Below are 18,976 nucleotides of genomic sequence, written 5' to 3'. Positions count from 1 at the left end.
AATATCAATTATACTGCTCATTTTGATGGGAAATGACCAACGTAACCCAGTGATTATTATTCAAATTGACAATTAAAGTTAATGGCCTTCTTTCACCACCTCTTACGCTATTCTGAAACTGTTGCAATTGATTAACTATGTGTTCCGGTAATCCCACTATTTCAAATAATGTGTCAGCTCCATCAATTCCATAACCATATTTTGTTCTTGCAATATCAGCTATATCATATTGCTGCAGCCAATAGTCATAATGTTCTGCTGCTGTTGCAGATTCTAAAGTCCGCCAATCTTCTTCTTGTATGGATGAATATTCGATTTTATGTATTACTTCTTCTACTGATCCTAAAGGCTTTCCCCTGGATTTATCAATAACTTTATCACCACCAATCAGAAGTACAGAACTATGGACTACTTTAGCAGGAACAAACTCATCTTTGCTCATTAAGATAAGAGATTTTCCCTCACTTGCCTCTTTATCAAAAACTACACCCATAAAATCTACTTCTTTCCCATCCGTAAGCGTTTTATAAGTTACACCCTTCGTATACTCATCACTTATTTGTTTATTTGCCTCATCTTTTAACGCATCAGCTGTCTTGCCTTCCCTTGGTCCCTTAAGCTCTAATCCTATTGGTATATATTCTTTAGCATTACTACCCCGATCTGCAAACTTAATACCATGAACCAGCATATCAATACGTTTTCCTCTACCAGTTTGAAATTCCGTTAATACTAGTGCTCTACTCTCTGGTGATTCTCCTAGCTTTATGTCGCCATAGTGACTAAATAACCCATGTAACACTGCCTGAAAATGTGCTTCTTTTTCAATTAAAGACTTAAAAGGAGATACTCCCTCTCCAACTTTTCCCCATAATTCTTTATATTTATCTAGTGCCTTATTGAGTGTTTCTTTTAATTTCTCAAGATCAGACACTTCTGATGCAGATTGATCGATATGTTGAGACTTCAATACCTCATCAAATGTTGCCTTTAACTCAGAAGGATAAGGAATATTCTCAAAATCACCTTTAAATTTATTAGTTTTTTTATTATTATACTGTTCTAAAGAAATAGGCTCACTAACCTCCATACTAAAATATTTTTTAAAATCTGACTTTTCATTAATGTTGAAATTGAGGTCTAGTTCGACTATTTCTCTATTTCCTACTTTTTGCTTAAGTTGATCAAGAGGAATGCCTTTTTTTAATACTTCAGTCCTTCCATCTGTTTCAACAATATTCATCACATAAACTGATTTTTGATCATTGCTTGGAATAAATACCATTGTCACAACTCCATGGCTTTGATCCAAGTGAGATGGTTGACCGGCACCTTGCCCTTTACTTTTCTGATCTTTAAGACGTTGAGATTTAGGTTCAGGTTGAGCTTCGGTAGGTATATTTTCTCCATAAATAAAAACGTGCTTTTTAAAACTGCTTTCTAAAACTTGAACTTCATTTAATAACAGGGACTGCCCTAACAAAAACCTACTAAAATAATGATTATCTCCCTTCTCTCCTGTACCAGGAAATGTGTGATAGATACGTTCTATATTATTCTGAACTTTCTCTTTCAGCCCCTCTTCATTAACTCTACCATTATTTCGTCCATCAATAGATATCAATATTTCATTAAAAAGAGGAATTATTTTTTGATTGCGTGACTTATCCAAAATATCTGAAATAGGAGATGGATGGTCAAGATTTACACCAACACACAGAATATCATTTGCAGTAGTTAAAACTCTCATTACATTCGGTTGAAAACCTTTTGTATAATCCTCAGCTTGCTTTAAAGCAGCAGCTGGTGTAGTTCCACTCTTTTCCCCTATTTTACCTTCTTTTAGCTCTGCTTTAGTAGCAGCCTTCATCTCTATAATAACGGGAATAGCATTTAATGCTCTATCCTTACCACGAGGCACTAGAACAATATCAGCATAACCTCTTCCTGCAAATTGCTCTAAGTAAACCCTAAGATTATGTTTATAGCGAAAATTAACAAGAGCACCTGCTATAAACCCATGATGTGCTGCTTCTCTTGTTCCTTGAGCATAGGTAAGTGAATTCTTATATTCAGAGTGAATTTTACTAACTTTTTTTAGAATATTTTCAACAGGCTTTTTCACTTTTTCTACATCAGGATTAGTCAGCTTAGCTATATCACTTTCTGGATTATTCCATAACCCCTTTTTTATTTCCTTAAACTCATGTGTTGCAGAAGTATTCTTATCCAACTTGTCATCTTTTACTTCAACAGATATTTCCCCTGTGGCTTTAACAATTTTTACTAATTTAACTTTAAGATCATCCCTAGCACTTCTCACATGTTCATTCTGTGCAGGTAAATTTGATTGACCCAGTATCTTTTCTAGCTCACCATAGGTAAATTTTTTACTCTTACTATCAGTCTTACCAGACTCTGAAATCACAAAAAGATTTACCTTCTCAATCGCGCTTTTCTGATTTGTAATACCACCTTTTCTTATAACAGCCACTTTCAGAGTTTTCGAACCATCAAAACTAAAATATATTTTTTCAATATCTAGCTTTTTCGCAATCTCTGTATCTATCAAAGTAGAAAAGCTTCCTAAAAAGAAATGAGGGAAAAAACCTTCTTTACCGACTGAATGTAAACATGATGGAATTTGATCGATATATGACTGAAACCTTGCTTTGAAAGATTCAAAATCACTTCCTTGTTGAGTTGAAGTACTTGGGCTAGCTCCTGCATTTGAACCTGCTTCTCGAATCAACAACTCTATTAATTCAAAACCTTGTGGTTTCTCTTGATTTGGCACAAAATCCTCCAACAATATATAATGTTTTTTACTTGCCTAGTCTTACATTGGACTTACCATACGTTTTTCTAACTTCTACTTCAACTAAATCACCACTTGGACCAGGTTTGTTCTTTTTATCAAACCCTTTATCAGCAGACTTACCATAGGCTAAAAACTTACTTAATGATTCATTATCTCCTTGCTCTAATATAGAACGTATATCATTTGCTTTTTCGGAAGACATGAACTCCTTGATTTGTCTAGAACTAGCCTTATCTAACATTGCCCATACTGGCTCCATAAAACCTTTTTCAACCAAATGCACTGAAAACTTTCCTTGAAAAGAAGAATCTTCCATCATTTCCTCGTCCAATGTGAAAGTACGATGATTATCAAATCCTTCTTTTTTCCACATATGCATAAAAACTTCCACACCAGCACCTAAATAATGCTCTGGACAGTCCTTTATCATAAATTTCAACCAAAGAGAGTAATCATCTTCTGAAATTTCACTTGATTTTAAACAATCAAACAATTCCTGAAATTTACCAAAATTGGGCATGTCTTTCATTTTATTCAAAGATCCATAATGATCATTTTTCTCTAAATCTCTTCTTAAAAGCTCTGGATATCTATTAGGACTTACCTGACTCAGGAAAAACTCAAATATATCAGGATAAATGCGAAAACTAGGTCCTGCCGTATAAGCTGCATTTTTCATCAAGATCTCATCCTTCTTTTGTGCACTTATTTCATCTTCAGGCAAAGATTTTATCTTATTCCAAAAGAATTCCACTGCTTCTACTTGTTGCCAACCCACTGCACAGTCAAGCCCATACTCATATGGATGACGGTCCCTCAAATCCAGTTTATCAAGATACCCACTAATGAAATGTGACCAAAACTGTGCTATAGGACCTTCTCCACAACACCTAACTAAATGATGATACTCAAGCAACCTATCATGACCTTGAGCAGAAAGTTCCTCTTTTCTTTCCTCAAATATAGCTCTTATTTCATCCTCCAAACAACACTCACATGCAATTTTGTATCTACTTCCCCTGCAAAAAGCATTATCTGAATCTGGCAGGGTAGTAAGCCTTTTACCTACCTCCCGTCTATTAAGCTTGACTCCATGCAATCCTCCTACCTCCTCCCAAGACTGCTTGTCAGATAACACTTGTGCAATAAGATTGTATCCTTTTTGACCACTTCTTTCAATTATCTTCGAATGCGTATAGCACCAGCGTTCAATTTGGAGGAGCTTAGATGCCCTATAAGGATCATCCTCCTTAACAGATGAAAACAAAACTTCCGGAATATCTCCACGGTCCATAATTACCCCTCTTTGCAAATGAACGAAAAAATACTTTGATTCTTAACCCTCTCACGTGCCATAATGAATTAGTCTAATATATTTTAAGTATACTATCACATCTTTAAAACTTGTCAATCAATACTGTAGAAAATTTTAGACTTGAAATAATTTTCAAAAAAAGCTTCTCAAATATGAGAGATACATAACGTTTTGTTTGTTTTAAATTCTGTTTTTTATAATTTTATCTTAATTATTATTCTAAAATAAACTGGTATTAATTTAACAATATATGTCATTAATAACTTAAATAATATAACCATTTCCAGCACTCAAAACCAGCTAGTGAGAGAAGAGTTCGTTTTGGAATGGATTGGTCTGCCATGTGTACCATACGAACTTTTTAATATAGTGATTTTGCTATACGCTAAAACTAGCCATATTAGCGCATTTCATCCATATCTACATACGAACTATTTTGCCTAACTTTATTGCAAAGATTTCAAAATTCTATTTTCACAATCCTATTTTTATGCTGTTTGTTCTCAAAAATATACGACCTTTTTTGAAGGAGTAAACAATTGAATTCTTTATAACACTAACTAGCATGATACTTTTACTAAAGTATTTTTTGAAAAAGTTAGTTGAATCATAAATAATTCTCTACTAATACTAGCATGTGTTTTTTATTCTGCTGAAGCGGCTCCGCAGGTTACTGTATAATCTTCAGCAGTTTTTCCACTCCTTTAAAGCATAGTCCATCATGCCCTTAATAATAGTGATATCAAATATAGGTCTTAACTATTTTAATCTATAGTAAAATTAGCTCAAATTTGGAGTCATAAGCAACTTTTAACCTATCTATATAATCCATTGTTACTCACCATAAAAACTTAACAAGAGCTTAACGACATAAGTAATAAAAAGATTATGGTTATTGACTTAATGTTGCATATCGCATACAATATATCATATATCTTAGCTTAAGGAGTAAGTATGGGTGAGTCTACTGAGATAGTAAAATCTATCATCAATCAACTAAAACCAAAATCCAAGCCAGAACTATCTGATATTGAATATGAATCCATTATAGAACATCTATCATCTAAAGAACATTTATTAAATGAGCTGATGAATGATATGTGGTACTCAGGAGATTTACCATCAGTTAGAAATCATAATGAACTACCTTCTTTAGTTGATAGCAAACTTGGACTAAGCGAGCAAATTTGTGTTTGGTTTGCTCTAGATCACGATCTTACGCTAAGTCAAAAAATTTTAAACAAAAAGCTACTTAGTGCTCTAAAATGTTTAGCTTCTAACTGTGGTTCATTTGATAATACTGAACCTCTTGAAGAATTTTTAGATGATAATAAAAAAAATAAAGATTTAAAAGTAATTCTTAATCTCAGAAGAGGAGAATCTCAATCAACAGTATTGCATGCAATTGCAGGAGCAAATATTGGTGGATTTCGTCGTACAGGAAATCAGGCTATAGATTTACTTTTAGGTGCAGGTGCAGATCCTAACATACAAGATAGTAAAGGAAAAACACCATTATACCTTGCTGCTGCCAAAGGTCATTACGGTAATACAAACTCTCTCCTCTCAAAAGGAGCTAACCCTAATATAACAAGTAGAAAGGGCAAAACTCCACAACAAATAGCAACTAATAACCTCTGCTATGATATTGAAGAATTATTTTTAACTGATAAACAGAAAAAGTTAAATGCAGAATTGTATGACTTACTTGCATTAGATTCAGACTGCACTAAAAATTTAAAGGAGTTTTTAAGTAAGCATAAAAGAGATTCAGATCTAAAAGTGGTGCTAAATATTCGGCACGGAATGGGTGAGTCAAAAGTGTTCTCATATGTTGAACGTTTTGCTTGGGACAATGAAGATCTTGCTCAAGAGTTAAGAAAGATATTTCTAGAAGCAGGAGCATTAGATTATGATATAAATATTTATCGTCAGCAAAAGAAAGGGCAGGCCAGTAAATTACTCGTTAATTTAACTTCAAATCAAAAGGAGAAGTTAAATAAGTTTTCTGATAAGGTATTTCGAGCTCAAAATATGGCTGAACTTGAAAAGATTGTAAACGATGCTATAAAGTCTGGTGTACGATTAAACTATTCTCTTTCACAAGATTTCTTTTCAGGTAATGAGTACACTTTTACCGATTATGTGATGAAAAAAATCAGTGAGTTGGAAAAAAATCCTAAAGTTGCTAGTAGTATAATATGTCAATTAGTATCAAAAGGGGCAGTGTTTGGTAATACAGTTGATGCTAACACACTGACATCAGAATTTAAAGAGCATAAAACTAACCTAAAAAAAGCTTATAGAGATTATATTAGCAATTCTCATAAGTTTATTGAAATCGCAAAAAGTGCAACCAATAGCGAGCTAAAAGATGCAAGAGTAGACAACTCCGTTTTTTACTTAGAATATTCTAAAGATAGTAAAATAGACATTACAAAAATAACAGATGGGGCAAGAGATTTAGGTCTAACTGATGGAGATGTAAAGTGTGGAAGAAATATAGTAAAGATCGGCAATAGTGAAGTAGAAATTAAAACTGAAGATGGCAAAAGGAATTACACAGACCTTACAGAAGGCAGCGGTATAGTATTAACTTTTTATACTAGTTTAGGAGAATTAGAAGTTAGATTATATCCTGATGAGAACAATAAAAAATTGATAAGAGTAGAAGTGAGCGATGAAGATCTATTTGAAGAAATAGCAAGTCATGAAGAAATAGGGCAAAACTGCTTATTGGGAGGTTTATCGGTTATTGAAGCTATAGATCAAGGTGTTTTTGCTAGATCTGGTGGATTAATGCGTCCTGAAGTAATAAGCGAGTCTAACAACAAATGGACAGAACGTGAAGAATTAAGAAGGACTTCTGATCCTAGGAGAGAAGTTTCTAGGTAGATTAATTTGCCATAAAGGTTAAAGATTATTATTTAAATATAAACTACTATAATTTATAGATTTTGGATCATTTTCTACCATTGTTGCATCCAGTATGCTAAAATCTTCATTATTTATATTGATATTTTCACATAATTGATTCTGTAACATTGACTTACTTTTCTATATCAATTTCAGCATCTTTTTGTGTGGCCCTTTGTAGTAGCTCCTTTTGTAATAACCTTTTTTAATTTTCTGGCACATACTTTTTTCGACGTTTTTTCATATTGTTACTTTTATAAACGTTAATCCATAAAATTTTTCTATTTGCTCACTCCATAACATCGGTATTTCTTTTAAATCCACTAACCTCAAACTCCTTGGCTGCCTCCCATTTACTATATCTTCTTTAATTTTTGGTGCTAAATAATTTAATCTTAAAATTTGTTGTATTCGTCTTGTACCTATATTAATTTTAATGCTCAGCTCCTTCACACTCCCATATTTTCCTTCCTCTAGTTGACGTTTCCAGGAATGTGCTCTCACCACTGCTTTCAGTAGCGCATTATTTGTTTTTCCTTCTGGCTCTACTACTGTACATTTATTTCCTTTCTTTTTTATTGGTATAAATTTTTCCTCTGATTCAGAATGCACCTCTATTCCATCCTCTCTCACCATTACTCCTTTTATTAACTTTTTCACTACTTCTTTCTGTTCTCTGAAACTTAAATTTTTCCACTCTTCCGCTTTTTCTCCCCATTTTTCATATAAATCTTCCGCTTTCTTCATCACTTCTTTTTCCACCTCTCCTGCTACTATTGTTCGATTTACTGATTCACAACTTTTTCCCCTTAAATGATTGTTGCACACATAATATCTATACCTCTTATTTTCCTTTTTTGCATATGTCAGCGTCATGTTTACTTCACAGCTCTTGCACTTAACTATTCCCTTTAGCAGCGCTTCCTCATATTTCGCCTTTCTATATGGTTGATTCTTTATCAATTCCTGCGCTTTTTGCCATTTTTCCTCTTTTATTATTGCTTCATGCTTTCCCTCATACCGTTTGTCATAATGTCTTATCTTTCCCATATATATTGGATTTGTTATTATTCTTCTCACCGTGGCCTTTTTAAAGATATCTGATTTTGTTCTGTAACCTTGGCTATTTAACTCCCTTGCCAATTCTGCCATTGACTTCAGCTCTATATACCTCTCAAATATATGTTTTACCAACTTTGCTTCTTTCTCATTTATTATTAATTCTTTATCCTTTACATCATATCCAAGCGGTAAAGTTCCACCCATCCATAACCCCTGCTCCTTTGATGTTGCTATTTTATTTTTTACTCTCTCTACTATCATTTCTCTTTCTAGCTGTGCTGCTCCTGATAATACCGTTTGTACAAACTTTCCCATTGGCGTATTATTGTCAAATATCTGCGTTACTGCTACAAAATTTACTCTATGCCTTCTGAAAAATGACGTTACTTCAATGCTGTCTTTTGTTTCTCTTGATAGCCTATCTAATGTATATACTACTACACAGTCAACTTCTCCTGTCTTTACATCTTCAAACAACTCCTTTATCGCTGGTCTTTCTAAATTTTTCCCTGAATATCCTCCATCATCGTACCTTTTGGCCAATGCTACCCAGCCTTCTTTGCTCTTTATATATTTTTCACATGCTACTCGCTGCGCATCTAAACTGTTAAACTTTTGTTCTAGACCGTCTTCATTTGACTTTCTCGTATATATTCCACATCTTATTTCTTCACACACTTTTGCTCTCCTTTTCACGCATCCCAAACAAGAGCGGTCCATTGTAACTCATTCCCATTATTTTACCTGCTACTGCTGACAATGACGTGAAAAATTCTTCTCTGTAGATTAAACCCTTATCTGTTACCATTACCGCATGCGTCTCTTCACCTCTCTCTAGTATTAATTCTGTCCCTTCTACTGGTAATTTATCGCTACTTATTCTTTTTCCCTTCTCTAACCGATCTGCCAGATACTCTAGCCTTTTTGTCCCCTTTCTTGACATTTCTCCATATACTTTTTCCTGCATTCTATAAGCTAGTCTTGGTATCAGATATTTCTTTGAATGTTTAGGTGCCTCTTCCCCAAATACCTTCTTCCACATTCTCCTTAGCTCTTCTAACGTTTTTTTCTCTAAATTCATTACTTTCTTTTCTGTTTCTTCCTCCATGTTTTCAGCCTCTCATAAATAACTTTTCAATTCTGTCCGTTTCTTTCTTTAATATCTCGGCTATTTCCTCACTATTTTTTGCATAATCCACTGCTATCATTTCAAATTTATCCGCTTGTTCTATTTCTCCTCCAGCTTTTACTAGCTCTTCCACTATTTCTTTTTCACCTACCATACATGCAAGGTGCAGCGGCGTGCATTTATTTCCATATTCCTCAGCATTTACATTCCCTCCTGATTTTATCAATTCTCTCACGGTTTCTAGGCGTTTCTCCGTTACCGCTAGGTGCAGTGCCGTATATCCTCTTGCATCTGCTGCATTCACATTTGCTCCTTTTTCAACTAATAACCTCACTGTTTTTGCGTCCACTGCATAATGTAAAACTGTTCTTCCTTTTTCATCTCTTTCATAAATATTTTTGAATGAGTTCTCTAATAATTCTTTTGCTGACTTCTCTTTCTTATCAAGCTTTACCATAATCTACCTCACCTTTTCTTTAAATTTAAACCCCTCTTTTAAGCCTTACTTCTCACCACCTCATCTATCATTTCGTTCACTTGGCTCATTATTTTGCTTGCTAAATTTTTACATTCTTCCTTTATTAGTGACTTATCTTTCTTCCTTATTTCTCCTATCTCTATTATTTTTAACTCCGGTAAATAACTCCTATTCAACATGTCTGCTATTTCTCCCACTAGCCTCTCTATTCCATAGCATGTCAGTTCTCTACTTTTTGTTATTCCTCCTTGTTCTCTCAGAAATTTACTCGCCTTTTCACTCTCTTTGCTATCACATAGACGATACTTTTCACTTTCCCATATGTAGTACATTGGTGTTGCACCGTACTTATTCAGTTGATTAACTTCAGCTCCTGCCTTTACTAGCTCTTTTATTATTTCAACTCCTGCTCCTCCTATTTTGCATGCAGAGTGCAATGGCGTACATCCACTGACATATTGAGTAGCATTTACTTCTGCTCCTCCCCTCATCAGCACTTTTACATTTTCTAAACTTCTCGCAAATACTGCGCAGTGCAGTGGTGTATAACCCTTTTTATCTCTTGCATTTACCTCTGCTCCTTTTTTTATTAATAACCTTACTGTTTTGTAATCAGAGATTTCCACTGCTTGGTGTAATATCGTCTCTCCTTCTTCATTTCTTTTATTAATATTTTTAAATCCGTTACTTGATACTTCTTTAAAAAACTTACTAAAAGATTCTCTCTTTTCTTCGTTGAACCCCATTGCATACCTCACAAAATTAGCTTTTCTAGCGCCAGACAAATTTCTTATATTTACCTGCCGCTATTCAATTCATGTCCGTTTTAGCATAAGAAAGCAAGTCTTTTTCTTTTTATTTCATACACTCTAACCTATTATTAACATAATATATGAGGATCTAAATATAAGTGCTTAACTTATTATAGATATTACTTGGCTATTTTTCCAACTTCTGTTCAAATGACGATGTTCGTGCCACGTTAGTACTCCTGGGTAAAATACCAAAATGTAACTTTCTAACTCGTGTATTGCGTCCTTTTGCTTTAAATCTAAATTGTTTTCAAAATGAACATAGTGTTCTGCCACACCAAATCTTATAACTTTTTGGTTGGTAAAGTCTTCTACCTTGTAATGGTGAGTAACGCTAAACCTTTCTAAAATTGGCTTGTACTTTAAATTCCACAGTTGTTCAGATAGCTTATCACTTCCTAGTAAAAATTTATCCCCTTCCTCTTCTACGCTCGTAACCGGAAAACATGCGTTTATTTCCCCTAAGTTCCAGCTATCTGATAATACTATCTGCGCTTTAGCAAACTTAATCTCAGGTAATAAGCTCTGTGGTAGCGGATATAACGTTTTTAAATTATTCCACTGATGACTTCTTTCATAAAGACCGTTATAATTCTTTGTGTGAGGCTCGGTTTCTCCAAGTATTGCTACATCTAATCGATATATGTCATTACTAAATGCTTGCTCATAATGATCGCGTAGATAGTTTTCTATTATCCTAATAACTGGACCACTAGACCTGAAAAAATTTACTCTTCCAAATGATAACACTGGTCCATCTTTTTCTATTTTTACCCCTGAATAATCAGAAAGAAGATCTCCAAATAAACTCTCATCCAATATAAATCTCTGCACATTATAATAATCGTTAAAAATCCTCATCAATCTGGATCTTACAGGCAGTGATAGTTTTGCCAGCTCTACTACTGCATCTACGAAGAAGTCATTTGGTACCTCTTTTATCCCTACTTGCAACTCAAAAAAATGTTTACCAGGTGGTTCTTCGATAATTTTAATATCTTCTATATTTGCCCACTTGAGTGCTATTTTAAGTGATTTAGGTGTTCCTCGCAGTCTTTGAAATTTTACTCCTTCTACTATGGCTCTTCTTTTATCTTTTACCCAGAGTAGTATTTCTTCTAAACCATATTCTTCTATTATCCACGGCAATGTTTCTTCTTCCAATCTAAACTTAAATCCCCTGATACAGCTTGGATCTACTTTATAATCTATCGCATCTACTAGCGCTTTTTCCTGTTTTGTTGCATTTGGTGGCAGTAACATTAATTCAACTCAATCTTTAAATTTCGCAAATTTGCACATTCATTTCCTAGCACTACAACATCTTCTTTTGGCTCGATTAATTCCACATTTTCTACACCCTCTACAAATAGATTCGCTATTATCCATGATCTTGTTACACTCCATCCCAGCCTTCTATTTGCTTCAAACTTCTTAATGAACTGCTTCTTGATTTCCTCCTTCGATATCACAGGACTTATGCTCATTCTGCTGTGAATATCTATTTCCGTAATATTGCAACCAACTACTGTTACTGTATCGGTTAAAACCCTTATATCATCTCTAGTAACCTGCTTTTTTACAATTTTAAGTAGTTCTTCTGATACTATGCCAGTTGTGGATAATTGTGTTGATAAGATTGAAATTTGTACTTTTCCTGGTATAGGTGATTCTACTAATGCATCTTTTACTCTACTATCTGCTGACAGTGCATGATACCTATAATACTCCTTGCTTCCACACGTGCTTGAGCCTACTATCTTTGCTTTAATTCTTTTTCTAAATCGTTCATCATCTTCTTCTTTTTGCCTCTCCACTCCATAAAACTCAGCTAAATTATCAAGATCTTCTCCCATTGCAAATTTTAGTAAATTGCTCTTTACTGATTCATTTATTCTTTGTCTTAGTAACAATTCCCTCCATGCTGCTACTTCTAATACCTTCATCGCTGGGTCACTTTCTACTAATGCTGTAAAACTTGCATCACACTTCACTAACTCTTCCTTCATCCGAGACAGAATTTCTTCGAAGTTCAGTCGCTCAATAATGTTAGTCTGCTGCATCTTTATACTATAAAGCGAATGTTTTTCCCACTTGGTACGTATAATCCTTCTAGGTCAAGCGTTACTTTTCCTTCTTTCACCTCTGTTATTTTTACTTTTTCTAATTTAAATCTTTTTTCCCATTTCCCTAAAGCTTCTGCTGTTGCTGCATATATCTCAAGTGTTAAATCTCTACTGATTGGTTTATCCACTAATTCAAATAGTCTAGACCCATAATCCCTTCTCATTATCCTACTGTTAATAGGAGTGGTCAGTATATCAATTATTGATTGTTTCAGATGTTCTATTCCTTCTAATTCTTTTCCTGTTTTGGAGTCCATCCCTTCCATTTTTAGCCTGCAAACACGTTTTCACTGCCTTTTATTACTTTAAACCCACATGAAACTATATCTCCTACTCTTCCCGCTCCAAACCCATTTGCAAACACTGTTTTTGATCCTTCAGTTAATGCTCTTCCTTCACTAAATTTGTCTCCTTGTCTGCACATTGGCTTACCATTTACAGAAACATCGTTACTCCCACTAATGCAAAAATGCGGTGTTACTTCTACACAATAATCTCCTACTCGTACAACCGATTTATTCATTTAATTAAGGTTTATTCTATCTGCTTTCAGTTTTATTTCGCTCTTCGTCATCTCTATGCTCGATTCCCCAGCTTTCAGTGTTATTTTGTCTACTACTTCAATCTCTAAATGATGCTTCTCTTTATCATATAACAATCTTGTTCCATCCTGAAACTTCACACTATTTATTTCTTTTTTATCCTCTGGTGCAGAGTATTTTTCCTGATATATTCCTCCTAATACCACTCCTAATGATAGTTCACCAAGAGGAGAAAATACCATTACTTGTTCATCGATATCTGGTGGAGACCAATTTCTATCTTTTCCTGCTTTGCTTGTTATCCATGGTAAATAATCTGTTAAAAATTCTCCTATTTTCACTCTTACTTTTGCTTTTTCACAATCTATTTCTTTTACAACTCCTATACGGACAATATTGGCTAATTTCCTCTGTAATTCTGCAATCGCAAAATTATTCTCTAACATTTATTTCACCGATTTCTATTTTGTGTGGCATAAATTTTCCTTCTTTCCAAATAGATCGCCCTACGTGTATTGTATGCACCCATTCTACCATCCACACAAGATATGCATCTAATTCAGGTCTAAATTCGTCAACTTCTGCAGAGATAAATTCTCCTGGTGAAACATTTTTTACGTTCCAAGTATTTTTATCTACTACTTTTGCTACTTCTGCTGCTAATGACCTGACAATAATAGCTGCATTTTCTATTGTGCTATCAATCACAATCCTCGCTTCAAATCTTGCTTTCAGCGCTAATTCTTCTGTTCCAGGATCATGTCCTTTTTCAAATCCGCTAAGTTCCACAAACACCGCTGGCGCTACTAATTCCTTTCTTATCGATGGATAAATTTCACATGTCTGTATTGCTGGTATTTCTTTCTTCAGTGTGGTGCAAATTGCGTTATGCAAATCTTTAAAATTCATACACTTCCTGTAATATAACTTAATTCACGTTCAAAAAATTTTGTAAATACTTTCTCAACCTCATAATTAACAAGATTCCCTATTATCCTTGAAGCCTCAGGTTCTAGTGGCAACTTAACTTCCTTTATTGGCAATGCTGCCCTTCCTTCACGTTTAAACATACCGCTATTTCCTTTTGGCATAACTGCTGCAAATCCTCCTATAAACTCATGCTTTCCTACTTTCGATCCTCTTCTTGTTTTTTGTATTTTGCCAATTGCCGATGCTTTAATGTCATAGAGATTTGCTCTAATTAGAGGTTGTCCGGAAACAAGTAAAAGGCTATAATATCTGAAATTTTAGTACGGGGTAAAGATGAGAAAAAAGTATCCAACAGATCTAAGCGAAAGGGAATGGGCAAGAATAGAAAAACACTTCAGAGTATCATACAAGAAAGGAGGAAGGCCGCCAAAGTATAGCAAAAGAGAAATATTAGAAGCAATTTTCTATGTATTGCGTACAGGGTGTCAATGGCGGTATTTACCAAATGATTTTCCGCTATGGAAGACTGTGTATGAGCAGTTCAGGCAATGGAAGAAGCAGGGAATTTTTGAGAAAATGAATTATGAAATTACAAAATATAGTAGAAGAAAAATAGGAAGGAATGAGCAGCCGAGTGCCTGTATAGTAGATAGTCAATCTGTAAAGACTACAGAAAAGGGGGGATCAAAGGCTATGATGGAAGTAAAAAAGTAAAGGGTAGAAAAAGGCATATAATTACAGACACTCAGGGTTTTATACTAGGTTGTTACGTAGGCGCTGCTAACGAAAATGATAGAGATGGTATTAAAATAGCATTAAACAATATGAGAACAAAATATACTAAAGTTAAAAAAATGTGGGCTGACATGGGATACCAAGGAAGAAATTTAAAGAATCACATAAAGGAAGAATATGACATAGATATTGAAATTGTTAAAAGGCCTCCATGTAGATTTTGGGTGCACAAAGATACGCCACCTGAGCTACTACCAACAAGAGAACAAGGGTTTAAAGTACAGCCAAGAAGATGGGTTGTAGAAAGGACTTTTGCTTGGGTTAATAGGAATAGAAGGCTATCGAAGGAGTATGATTTACTCACAACATCCACTGAGAATTTCATATACCTAGCTATGAGTAGGGTTATGTTAAAGAGGGAATATGCTTGAATTTACTAGTTTCCGGACAACCTCTTAGAGGTTGTCCGGAAACTAGTAAAAGGCTATAATATCTGAAATTTTAGTACGGGGTAAAGATGAGAAAAAAGTATCCAACAGATCTAAGCGAAAGGGAATGGGCAAGAATAGAAAAACACTTCAGAGTATCATACAAGAAAGGAGGAAGGCCGCCAAAGTATAGCAAAAGAGAAATATTAGAAGCAATTTTCTATGTATTGCGTACAGGGTGTCAATGGCGGTATTTACCAAATGATTTTCCGCTATGGAAGACTGTGTATGAGCAGTTCAGGCAATGGAAGAAGCAGGGAATTTTTGAGAAAATGAATTATGAAATTACAAAATATAGTAGAAGAAAAATAGGAAGGAATGAGCAGCCGAGTGCCTGTATAGTAGATAGTCAATCTGTAAAGACTACAGAAAAGGGGGGATCAAAGGCTATGATGGAAGTAAAAAAGTAAAGGGTAGAAAAAGGCATATAATTACAGACACTCAGGGTTTTATACTAGGTTGTTACGTAGGCGCTGCTAACGAAAATGATAGAGATGGTATTAAAATAGCATTAAACAATATGAGAACAAAATATACTAAAGTTAAAAAAATGTGGGCTGACATGGGATACCAAGGAAGAAATTTAAAGAATCACATAAAGGAAGAATATGACATAGATATTGAAATTGTTAAAAGGCCTCCATGTAGATTTTGGGTGCACAAAGATACGCCACCTGAGCTACTACCAACAAGAGAACAAGGGTTTAAAGTACAGCCAAGAAGATGGGTTGTAGAAAGGACTTTTGCTTGGGTTAATAGGAATAGAAGGCTATCGAAGGAGTATGATTTACTCACAACATCCACTGAGAATTTCATATACCTAGCTATGAGTAGGGTTATGTTAAAGAGGGAATATGCTTGAATTTACTAGTTTCCGGACAACCTCTTATAGTATTTTCTAAAATGAATGATAAATTTCCATTATGGTATTACCAACCAAAAGTTGTAAGTCTGTATATTTATGCATTAAAGGTCTGAGGCGGCTTTTGATGGTATTCCAACAATGCTCTATAGGGTTCAAATCTGGTGAATATGTTGGTAGATAGAGCAAACGGCATCTAGCATTATCTATTAACTCCTTTGTTTTGGGAGTTTTATGGAATGTGGCATTGTCCATAACTATTGTAGTACCATGTGGCAATTTAGGTAATAACATCTTCTCTAACCATGTATTGAATACCTCTTTGTCACACCCACCTTTGAAAGTCATTGGTGCAATAAATCTCTTTCCAATCCACCCGCCTATTATACTGATTCTCTCTCGTTTTCTTCCTGGAATATCTGCATAAATTTTCTTTCCTATTGGAGCACGTCCATACTCTCGGTATAACCTATTATCAACTCCTGCTTCATCTATATATAAGATGCTGGAATGGTCTATTTTTGAGATTTTATCGGTAAATCGCTGCCTATCTTCTTGATTGCGCTCTTGATATAGTGTAACTTTTTTTTAAAGTAATTCTTAGCTGTTTCAGCCTATACCAAATTGAATTTATTCCAAATCCAAGATTTTGTTTCATCTCTGCCAGCGTATGATCTGGATTCTTTTTAACATATTCTTCGAGTATTTTTGGGTCTATTTTTCGAATAAAGCTGCCGTTTTTCGATGGCCTTAGGCTTTCACCAGCGGCTTTCTTTCTTAACCAGCGGTACAGAGTTGCTATTCCTATCTCCAAAAGCTCTGCCACCTCAACCTTTGACTTCCCTTTTTCTATCATCGATACTGCCCTTTCCCTTAAATCCACACTATACGCCATTATAACTCAAATAGCTTATTATACCTTTATCATTTACTTTGGGAAGTACTATAAGAGGTTGTCCGGAAACAAGTAAAAGGCTATAATATCTGAAATTTTAGTACGGGGTAAAGATGAGAAAAAAGTATCCAACAGATCTAAGCGAAAGGGAATGGGCAAGAATAGAAAAACACTTCAGAGTATCATACAAGAAAGGAGGAAGGCCGCCAAAGTATAGCAAAAGAGAAATATTAGAAGCAATTTTCTATGTATTGCGTACAGGGTGTCAATGGCGGTATTTACCAAATGATTTTCCGCTATGGAAGACTGTGTATGAGCAGTTCAGGCAATGGAAGAAGCAGGGAATTTTTGAGAAAATGAATTATGAAATTACAAAATATAGTAGAAGAAAAATAGGAAGGAATGAGCAGCCGAGTGCCTGTATAGTAGATAGTCAATCTGTAAAGACTACAGAAAAGGGGGGATCAAAGGCTATGATGGAAGTAAAAAAGTAAAGGGTAGAAAAAGGCATATAATTACAGACACTCAGGGTTTTATACTAGGTTGTTACGTAGGCGCTGCTAACGAAAATGATAGAGATGGTATTAAAATAGCATTAAACAATATGAGAACAAAATATACTAAAGTTAAAAAAATGTGGGCTGACATGGGATACCAAGGAAGAAATTTAAAGAATCACATAAAGGAAGAATATGACATAGATATTGAAATTGTTAAAAGGCCTCCATGTAGATTTTGGGTGCACAAAGATACGCCACCTGAGCTACTACCAACAAGAGAACAAGGGTTTAAAGTACAGCCAAGAAGATGGGTTGTAGAAAGGACTTTTGCTTGGGTTAATAGGAATAGAAGGCTATCGAAGGAGTATGATTTACTCACAACATCCACTGAGAATTTCATATACCTAGCTATGAGTAGGGTTATGTTAAAGAGGGAATATGCTTGAATTTACTAGTTTCCGGACAACCTCTAAGAGGTTGTCCGGAAACAAGTAAAAGGCTATAATATCTGAAATTTTAGTACGGGGTAAAGATGAGAAAAAAGTATCCAACAGATCTAAGCGAAAGGGAATGGGCAAGAATAGAAAAACACTTCAGAGTATCATACAAGAAAGGAGGAAGGCCGCCAAAGTATAGCAAAAGAGAAATATTAGAAGCAATTTTCTATGTATTGCGTACAGGGTGTCAATGGCGGTATTTACCAAATGATTTTCCGCTATGGAAGACTGTGTATGAGCAGTTCAGGCAATGGAAGAAGCAGGGAATTTTTGAGAAAATGAATTATGAAATTACAAAATATAGTAGAAGAAAAATAGGAAGGAATGAGCAGCCGAGTGCCTGTATAGTAGATAGTCAATCTGTAAAGACTACAGAAAAGGGGGGATCAAAGGCTATGATGGAAGTAAAAAAGTAAAGGGTAGAAAAAGGCATATAATTACAGACACTCAGGGTTTTATACTAGGTTGTTACGTAGGCGCTGCTAACGAAAATGATAGAGATGGTATTAAAATAGCATTAAACAATATGAGAACAAAATATACTAAAGTTAAAAAAATGTGGGCTGACATGGGATACCAAGGAAGAAATTTAAAGAATCACATAAAGGAAGAATATGACATAGATATTGAAATTGTTAAAAGGCCTCCATGTAGATTTTGGGTGCACAAAGATACGCCACCTGAGCTACTACCAACAAGAGAACAAGGGTTTAAAGTACAGCCAAGAAGATGGGTTGTAGAAAGGACTTTTGCTTGGGTTAATAGGAATAGAAGGCTATCGAAGGAGTATGATTTACTCACAACATCCACTGAGAATTTCATATACCTAGCTATGAGTAGGGTTATGTTAAAGAGGGAATATGCTTGA

General features: G+C 34.8%; 20 protein-coding genes and 1 pseudogene. 5 read left to right on the top strand and 16 right to left on the bottom strand.

All coding sequences use genetic code 11. The features are described 5' to 3' along the window. Nucleotides 1-4: 4 nt before the first annotated feature. Both ABWU72_RS05650 and ABWU72_RS05645 read right to left on the bottom strand, forming a co-directional pair. The gene (locus ABWU72_RS05650) at nt 5-2,797 is read right to left on the bottom strand and encodes a hypothetical protein (protein ID WP_353283953.1); all 2,793 of its coding nucleotides are present in this window, start codon (nt 2,795-2,797) and stop codon (nt 5-7) included. A gap of 28 nt (nt 2,798-2,825) precedes the next feature. Continuing rightward, nucleotides 2,826-4,115 (bottom strand): hypothetical protein, encoded by a 1,290-nt coding sequence (locus ABWU72_RS05645; protein ID WP_236515006.1) that lies wholly within the window; start codon nt 4,113-4,115, stop codon nt 2,826-2,828. 975 nt (nt 4,116-5,090) lie between these two features. Between ABWU72_RS05645 and ABWU72_RS05640 the strand changes: the two genes are divergently transcribed. Then, complete coding sequence (locus tag ABWU72_RS05640) at nt 5,091-7,031, top strand: ankyrin repeat domain-containing protein (RefSeq protein ID WP_353283952.1); 1,941 nt, start codon at nt 5,091-5,093, stop codon at nt 7,029-7,031. An 18-nt stretch (nt 7,032-7,049) separates the two neighbouring features. On the opposite strand, the gene ABWU72_RS05635 is transcribed toward ABWU72_RS05640, so the two are convergent. From ABWU72_RS05635 to ABWU72_RS05580, 12 genes and pseudogenes are all read right to left on the bottom strand, one after another. Beyond that, nucleotides 7,050-7,181, bottom strand: coding sequence for a hypothetical protein (locus tag ABWU72_RS05635; RefSeq protein ID WP_264731795.1), 132 nt, complete (start codon nt 7,179-7,181; stop codon nt 7,050-7,052). A 111-nt stretch (nt 7,182-7,292) separates the two neighbouring features. Then, nucleotides 7,293-8,792 (bottom strand): recombinase family protein, encoded by a 1,500-nt coding sequence (locus tag ABWU72_RS05630; RefSeq protein WP_353284061.1) that lies wholly within the window; start codon nt 8,790-8,792, stop codon nt 7,293-7,295. After that, a complete protein-coding gene (locus tag ABWU72_RS05625; RefSeq protein WP_353283951.1) occupies nt 8,785-9,222 on the bottom strand; it encodes a DUF2924 domain-containing protein in 438 nt (145 codons plus the stop codon). The genes ABWU72_RS05630 and ABWU72_RS05625 overlap by 8 nt, the downstream gene beginning before the upstream one ends. A 4-nt stretch (nt 9,223-9,226) precedes the next feature. Beyond that, on the bottom strand, nt 9,227-9,700 hold the full coding sequence (locus ABWU72_RS05620; RefSeq protein ID WP_353283950.1) for an ankyrin repeat domain-containing protein: 474 nt from the start codon (nt 9,698-9,700) through the stop codon (nt 9,227-9,229). 38 nt (nt 9,701-9,738) lie between these two features. After that, a complete protein-coding gene (locus tag ABWU72_RS05615; protein WP_353283949.1) occupies nt 9,739-10,467 on the bottom strand; it encodes an ankyrin repeat domain-containing protein in 729 nt (242 codons plus the stop codon). Between the two features lie 168 nt (nt 10,468-10,635). Further along, nucleotides 10,636-11,796: a phage tail protein gene (locus ABWU72_RS05610; protein ID WP_353283948.1), complete on the bottom strand. Its 1,161-nt coding sequence runs from the start codon at nt 11,794-11,796 to the stop codon at nt 10,636-10,638. Further along, complete coding sequence (locus tag ABWU72_RS05605; RefSeq protein ID WP_353283947.1) at nt 11,796-12,596, bottom strand: baseplate J/gp47 family protein; 801 nt, start codon at nt 12,594-12,596, stop codon at nt 11,796-11,798. Before ABWU72_RS05605 ends, ABWU72_RS05610 begins: the two co-directional genes overlap by 1 nt. Nucleotides 12,597-12,598: 2 nt before the next feature. Beyond that, entirely contained in the window at nt 12,599-12,925 is a 327-nt protein-coding gene (locus tag ABWU72_RS05600; RefSeq protein ID WP_264704365.1) for a GPW/gp25 family protein, read from the bottom strand. Nucleotides 12,926-12,927: 2 nt separating this feature from the next. Beyond that, nucleotides 12,928-13,182, bottom strand: coding sequence for a PAAR domain-containing protein (locus ABWU72_RS05595; RefSeq protein WP_353283946.1), 255 nt, complete (start codon nt 13,180-13,182; stop codon nt 12,928-12,930). Next, the gene (locus tag ABWU72_RS05590) at nt 13,183-13,647 is read right to left on the bottom strand and encodes a phage baseplate assembly protein V (RefSeq protein WP_264685225.1); all 465 of its coding nucleotides are present in this window, start codon (nt 13,645-13,647) and stop codon (nt 13,183-13,185) included. Then, nucleotides 13,634-14,110: a hypothetical protein gene (locus ABWU72_RS05585; protein ID WP_264685224.1), complete on the bottom strand. Its 477-nt coding sequence runs from the start codon at nt 14,108-14,110 to the stop codon at nt 13,634-13,636. The genes ABWU72_RS05590 and ABWU72_RS05585 overlap by 14 nt, the downstream gene beginning before the upstream one ends. Beyond that, nucleotides 14,107-14,406: pseudogene (locus ABWU72_RS05580) on the bottom strand (phage tail protein); the annotation flags it as partial. The gene ABWU72_RS05585 and the pseudogene ABWU72_RS05580, both read right to left, overlap by 4 nt. 58 nt (nt 14,407-14,464) lie before the next feature. Between ABWU72_RS05580 and ABWU72_RS05575 the strand changes: the two are divergent. Both ABWU72_RS05575 and ABWU72_RS05570 read left to right on the top strand, forming a co-directional pair. Next, a protein-coding gene (locus ABWU72_RS05575; RefSeq protein ID WP_094189578.1) for an IS5-like element ISWpi1 family transposase occupies nt 14,465-15,297 on the top strand; the annotation gives its coding sequence in 2 pieces (ribosomal slippage) (nt 14,465-14,834 and nt 14,834-15,297; 834 coding nt in all). A gap of 86 nt (nt 15,298-15,383) precedes the next feature. After that, a protein-coding gene (locus ABWU72_RS05570; protein WP_094189578.1) for an IS5-like element ISWpi1 family transposase occupies nt 15,384-16,216 on the top strand; the annotation gives its coding sequence in 2 pieces (ribosomal slippage) (nt 15,384-15,753 and nt 15,753-16,216; 834 coding nt in all). 36 nt (nt 16,217-16,252) lie between these two features. On the opposite strand, the gene ABWU72_RS05565 is transcribed toward ABWU72_RS05570, so the two are convergent. Beyond that, a complete protein-coding gene (locus ABWU72_RS05565) occupies nt 16,253-16,735 on the bottom strand; it encodes an IS630 family transposase (protein WP_231115908.1) in 483 nt (160 codons plus the stop codon). 28 nt (nt 16,736-16,763) lie between these two features. Further along, complete coding sequence (locus ABWU72_RS05560; protein ID WP_155968342.1) at nt 16,764-17,111, bottom strand: IS630 transposase-related protein; 348 nt, start codon at nt 17,109-17,111, stop codon at nt 16,764-16,766. Between the two features lie 113 nt (nt 17,112-17,224). On the opposite strand from ABWU72_RS05560, the gene ABWU72_RS05555 reads away from it, so the two are divergent. Together ABWU72_RS05555 and ABWU72_RS05550 are read left to right on the top strand one after the other, a co-directional pair. Then, nucleotides 17,225-18,057, top strand: a protein-coding gene (locus tag ABWU72_RS05555; RefSeq protein ID WP_094189578.1) for an IS5-like element ISWpi1 family transposase whose coding sequence is annotated in 2 segments (ribosomal slippage) — nt 17,225-17,594 and nt 17,594-18,057 — 834 coding nt in all. Because the reading frame shifts where the segments join, the coding sequence is not laid out codon by codon here. An 86-nt stretch (nt 18,058-18,143) separates the two neighbouring features. Further along, a protein-coding gene (locus tag ABWU72_RS05550; protein ID WP_094189578.1) for an IS5-like element ISWpi1 family transposase occupies nt 18,144-18,976 on the top strand; the annotation gives its coding sequence in 2 pieces (ribosomal slippage) (nt 18,144-18,513 and nt 18,513-18,976; 834 coding nt in all).

It is taken from the genome of Wolbachia endosymbiont (group A) of Lypha dubia (assembly GCF_964028575.1).
Taxonomy (GTDB): Bacteria; Pseudomonadota; Alphaproteobacteria; order Rickettsiales; family Anaplasmataceae; genus Wolbachia; species Wolbachia pipientis.
The sequence above is the reverse complement of the archived record's forward strand: the minus strand, read 5'-3'. Positions and strand labels throughout refer to the sequence as shown.

What these genes read in the sequence shown, in the direction of transcription:
- ABWU72_RS05645 (WP_236515006.1), bottom strand. Translation starts at nt 4,115, where the DNA reads ATGGACCGTGGAGATATTCCGGAAGTTTTGTTTTCATCTGTTAAGGAG.
- ABWU72_RS05640 (WP_353283952.1), top strand. Translation starts at nt 5,091, where the DNA reads ATGGGTGAGTCTACTGAGATAGTAAAATCTATCATCAATCAACTAAAA.
- ABWU72_RS05635 (WP_264731795.1), bottom strand. Translation starts at nt 7,181, where the DNA reads ATGTTACAGAATCAATTATGTGAAAATATCAATATAAATAATGAAGAT.
- ABWU72_RS05625 (WP_353283951.1), bottom strand. Translation starts at nt 9,222, where the DNA reads ATGGAGGAAGAAACAGAAAAGAAAGTAATGAATTTAGAGAAAAAAACG.
- ABWU72_RS05620 (WP_353283950.1), bottom strand. Translation starts at nt 9,700, where the DNA reads ATGGTAAAGCTTGATAAGAAAGAGAAGTCAGCAAAAGAATTATTAGAG.
- ABWU72_RS05615 (WP_353283949.1), bottom strand. Translation starts at nt 10,467, where the DNA reads ATGGGGTTCAACGAAGAAAAGAGAGAATCTTTTAGTAAGTTTTTTAAA.
- ABWU72_RS05610 (WP_353283948.1), bottom strand. Translation starts at nt 11,796, where the DNA reads ATGTTACTGCCACCAAATGCAACAAAACAGGAAAAAGCGCTAGTAGAT.
- ABWU72_RS05605 (WP_353283947.1), bottom strand. Translation starts at nt 12,596, where the DNA reads ATGCAGCAGACTAACATTATTGAGCGACTGAACTTCGAAGAAATTCTG.
- ABWU72_RS05600 (WP_264704365.1), bottom strand. Translation starts at nt 12,925, where the DNA reads ATGGAAGGGATGGACTCCAAAACAGGAAAAGAATTAGAAGGAATAGAA.
- ABWU72_RS05595 (WP_353283946.1), bottom strand. Translation starts at nt 13,182, where the DNA reads ATGAATAAATCGGTTGTACGAGTAGGAGATTATTGTGTAGAAGTAACA.
- ABWU72_RS05590 (WP_264685225.1), bottom strand. Translation starts at nt 13,647, where the DNA reads ATGTTAGAGAATAATTTTGCGATTGCAGAATTACAGAGGAAATTAGCC.
- ABWU72_RS05585 (WP_264685224.1), bottom strand. Translation starts at nt 14,110, where the DNA reads ATGAATTTTAAAGATTTGCATAACGCAATTTGCACCACACTGAAGAAA.
- ABWU72_RS05560 (WP_155968342.1), bottom strand. Translation starts at nt 17,111, where the DNA reads ATGGCGTATAGTGTGGATTTAAGGGAAAGGGCAGTATCGATGATAGAA.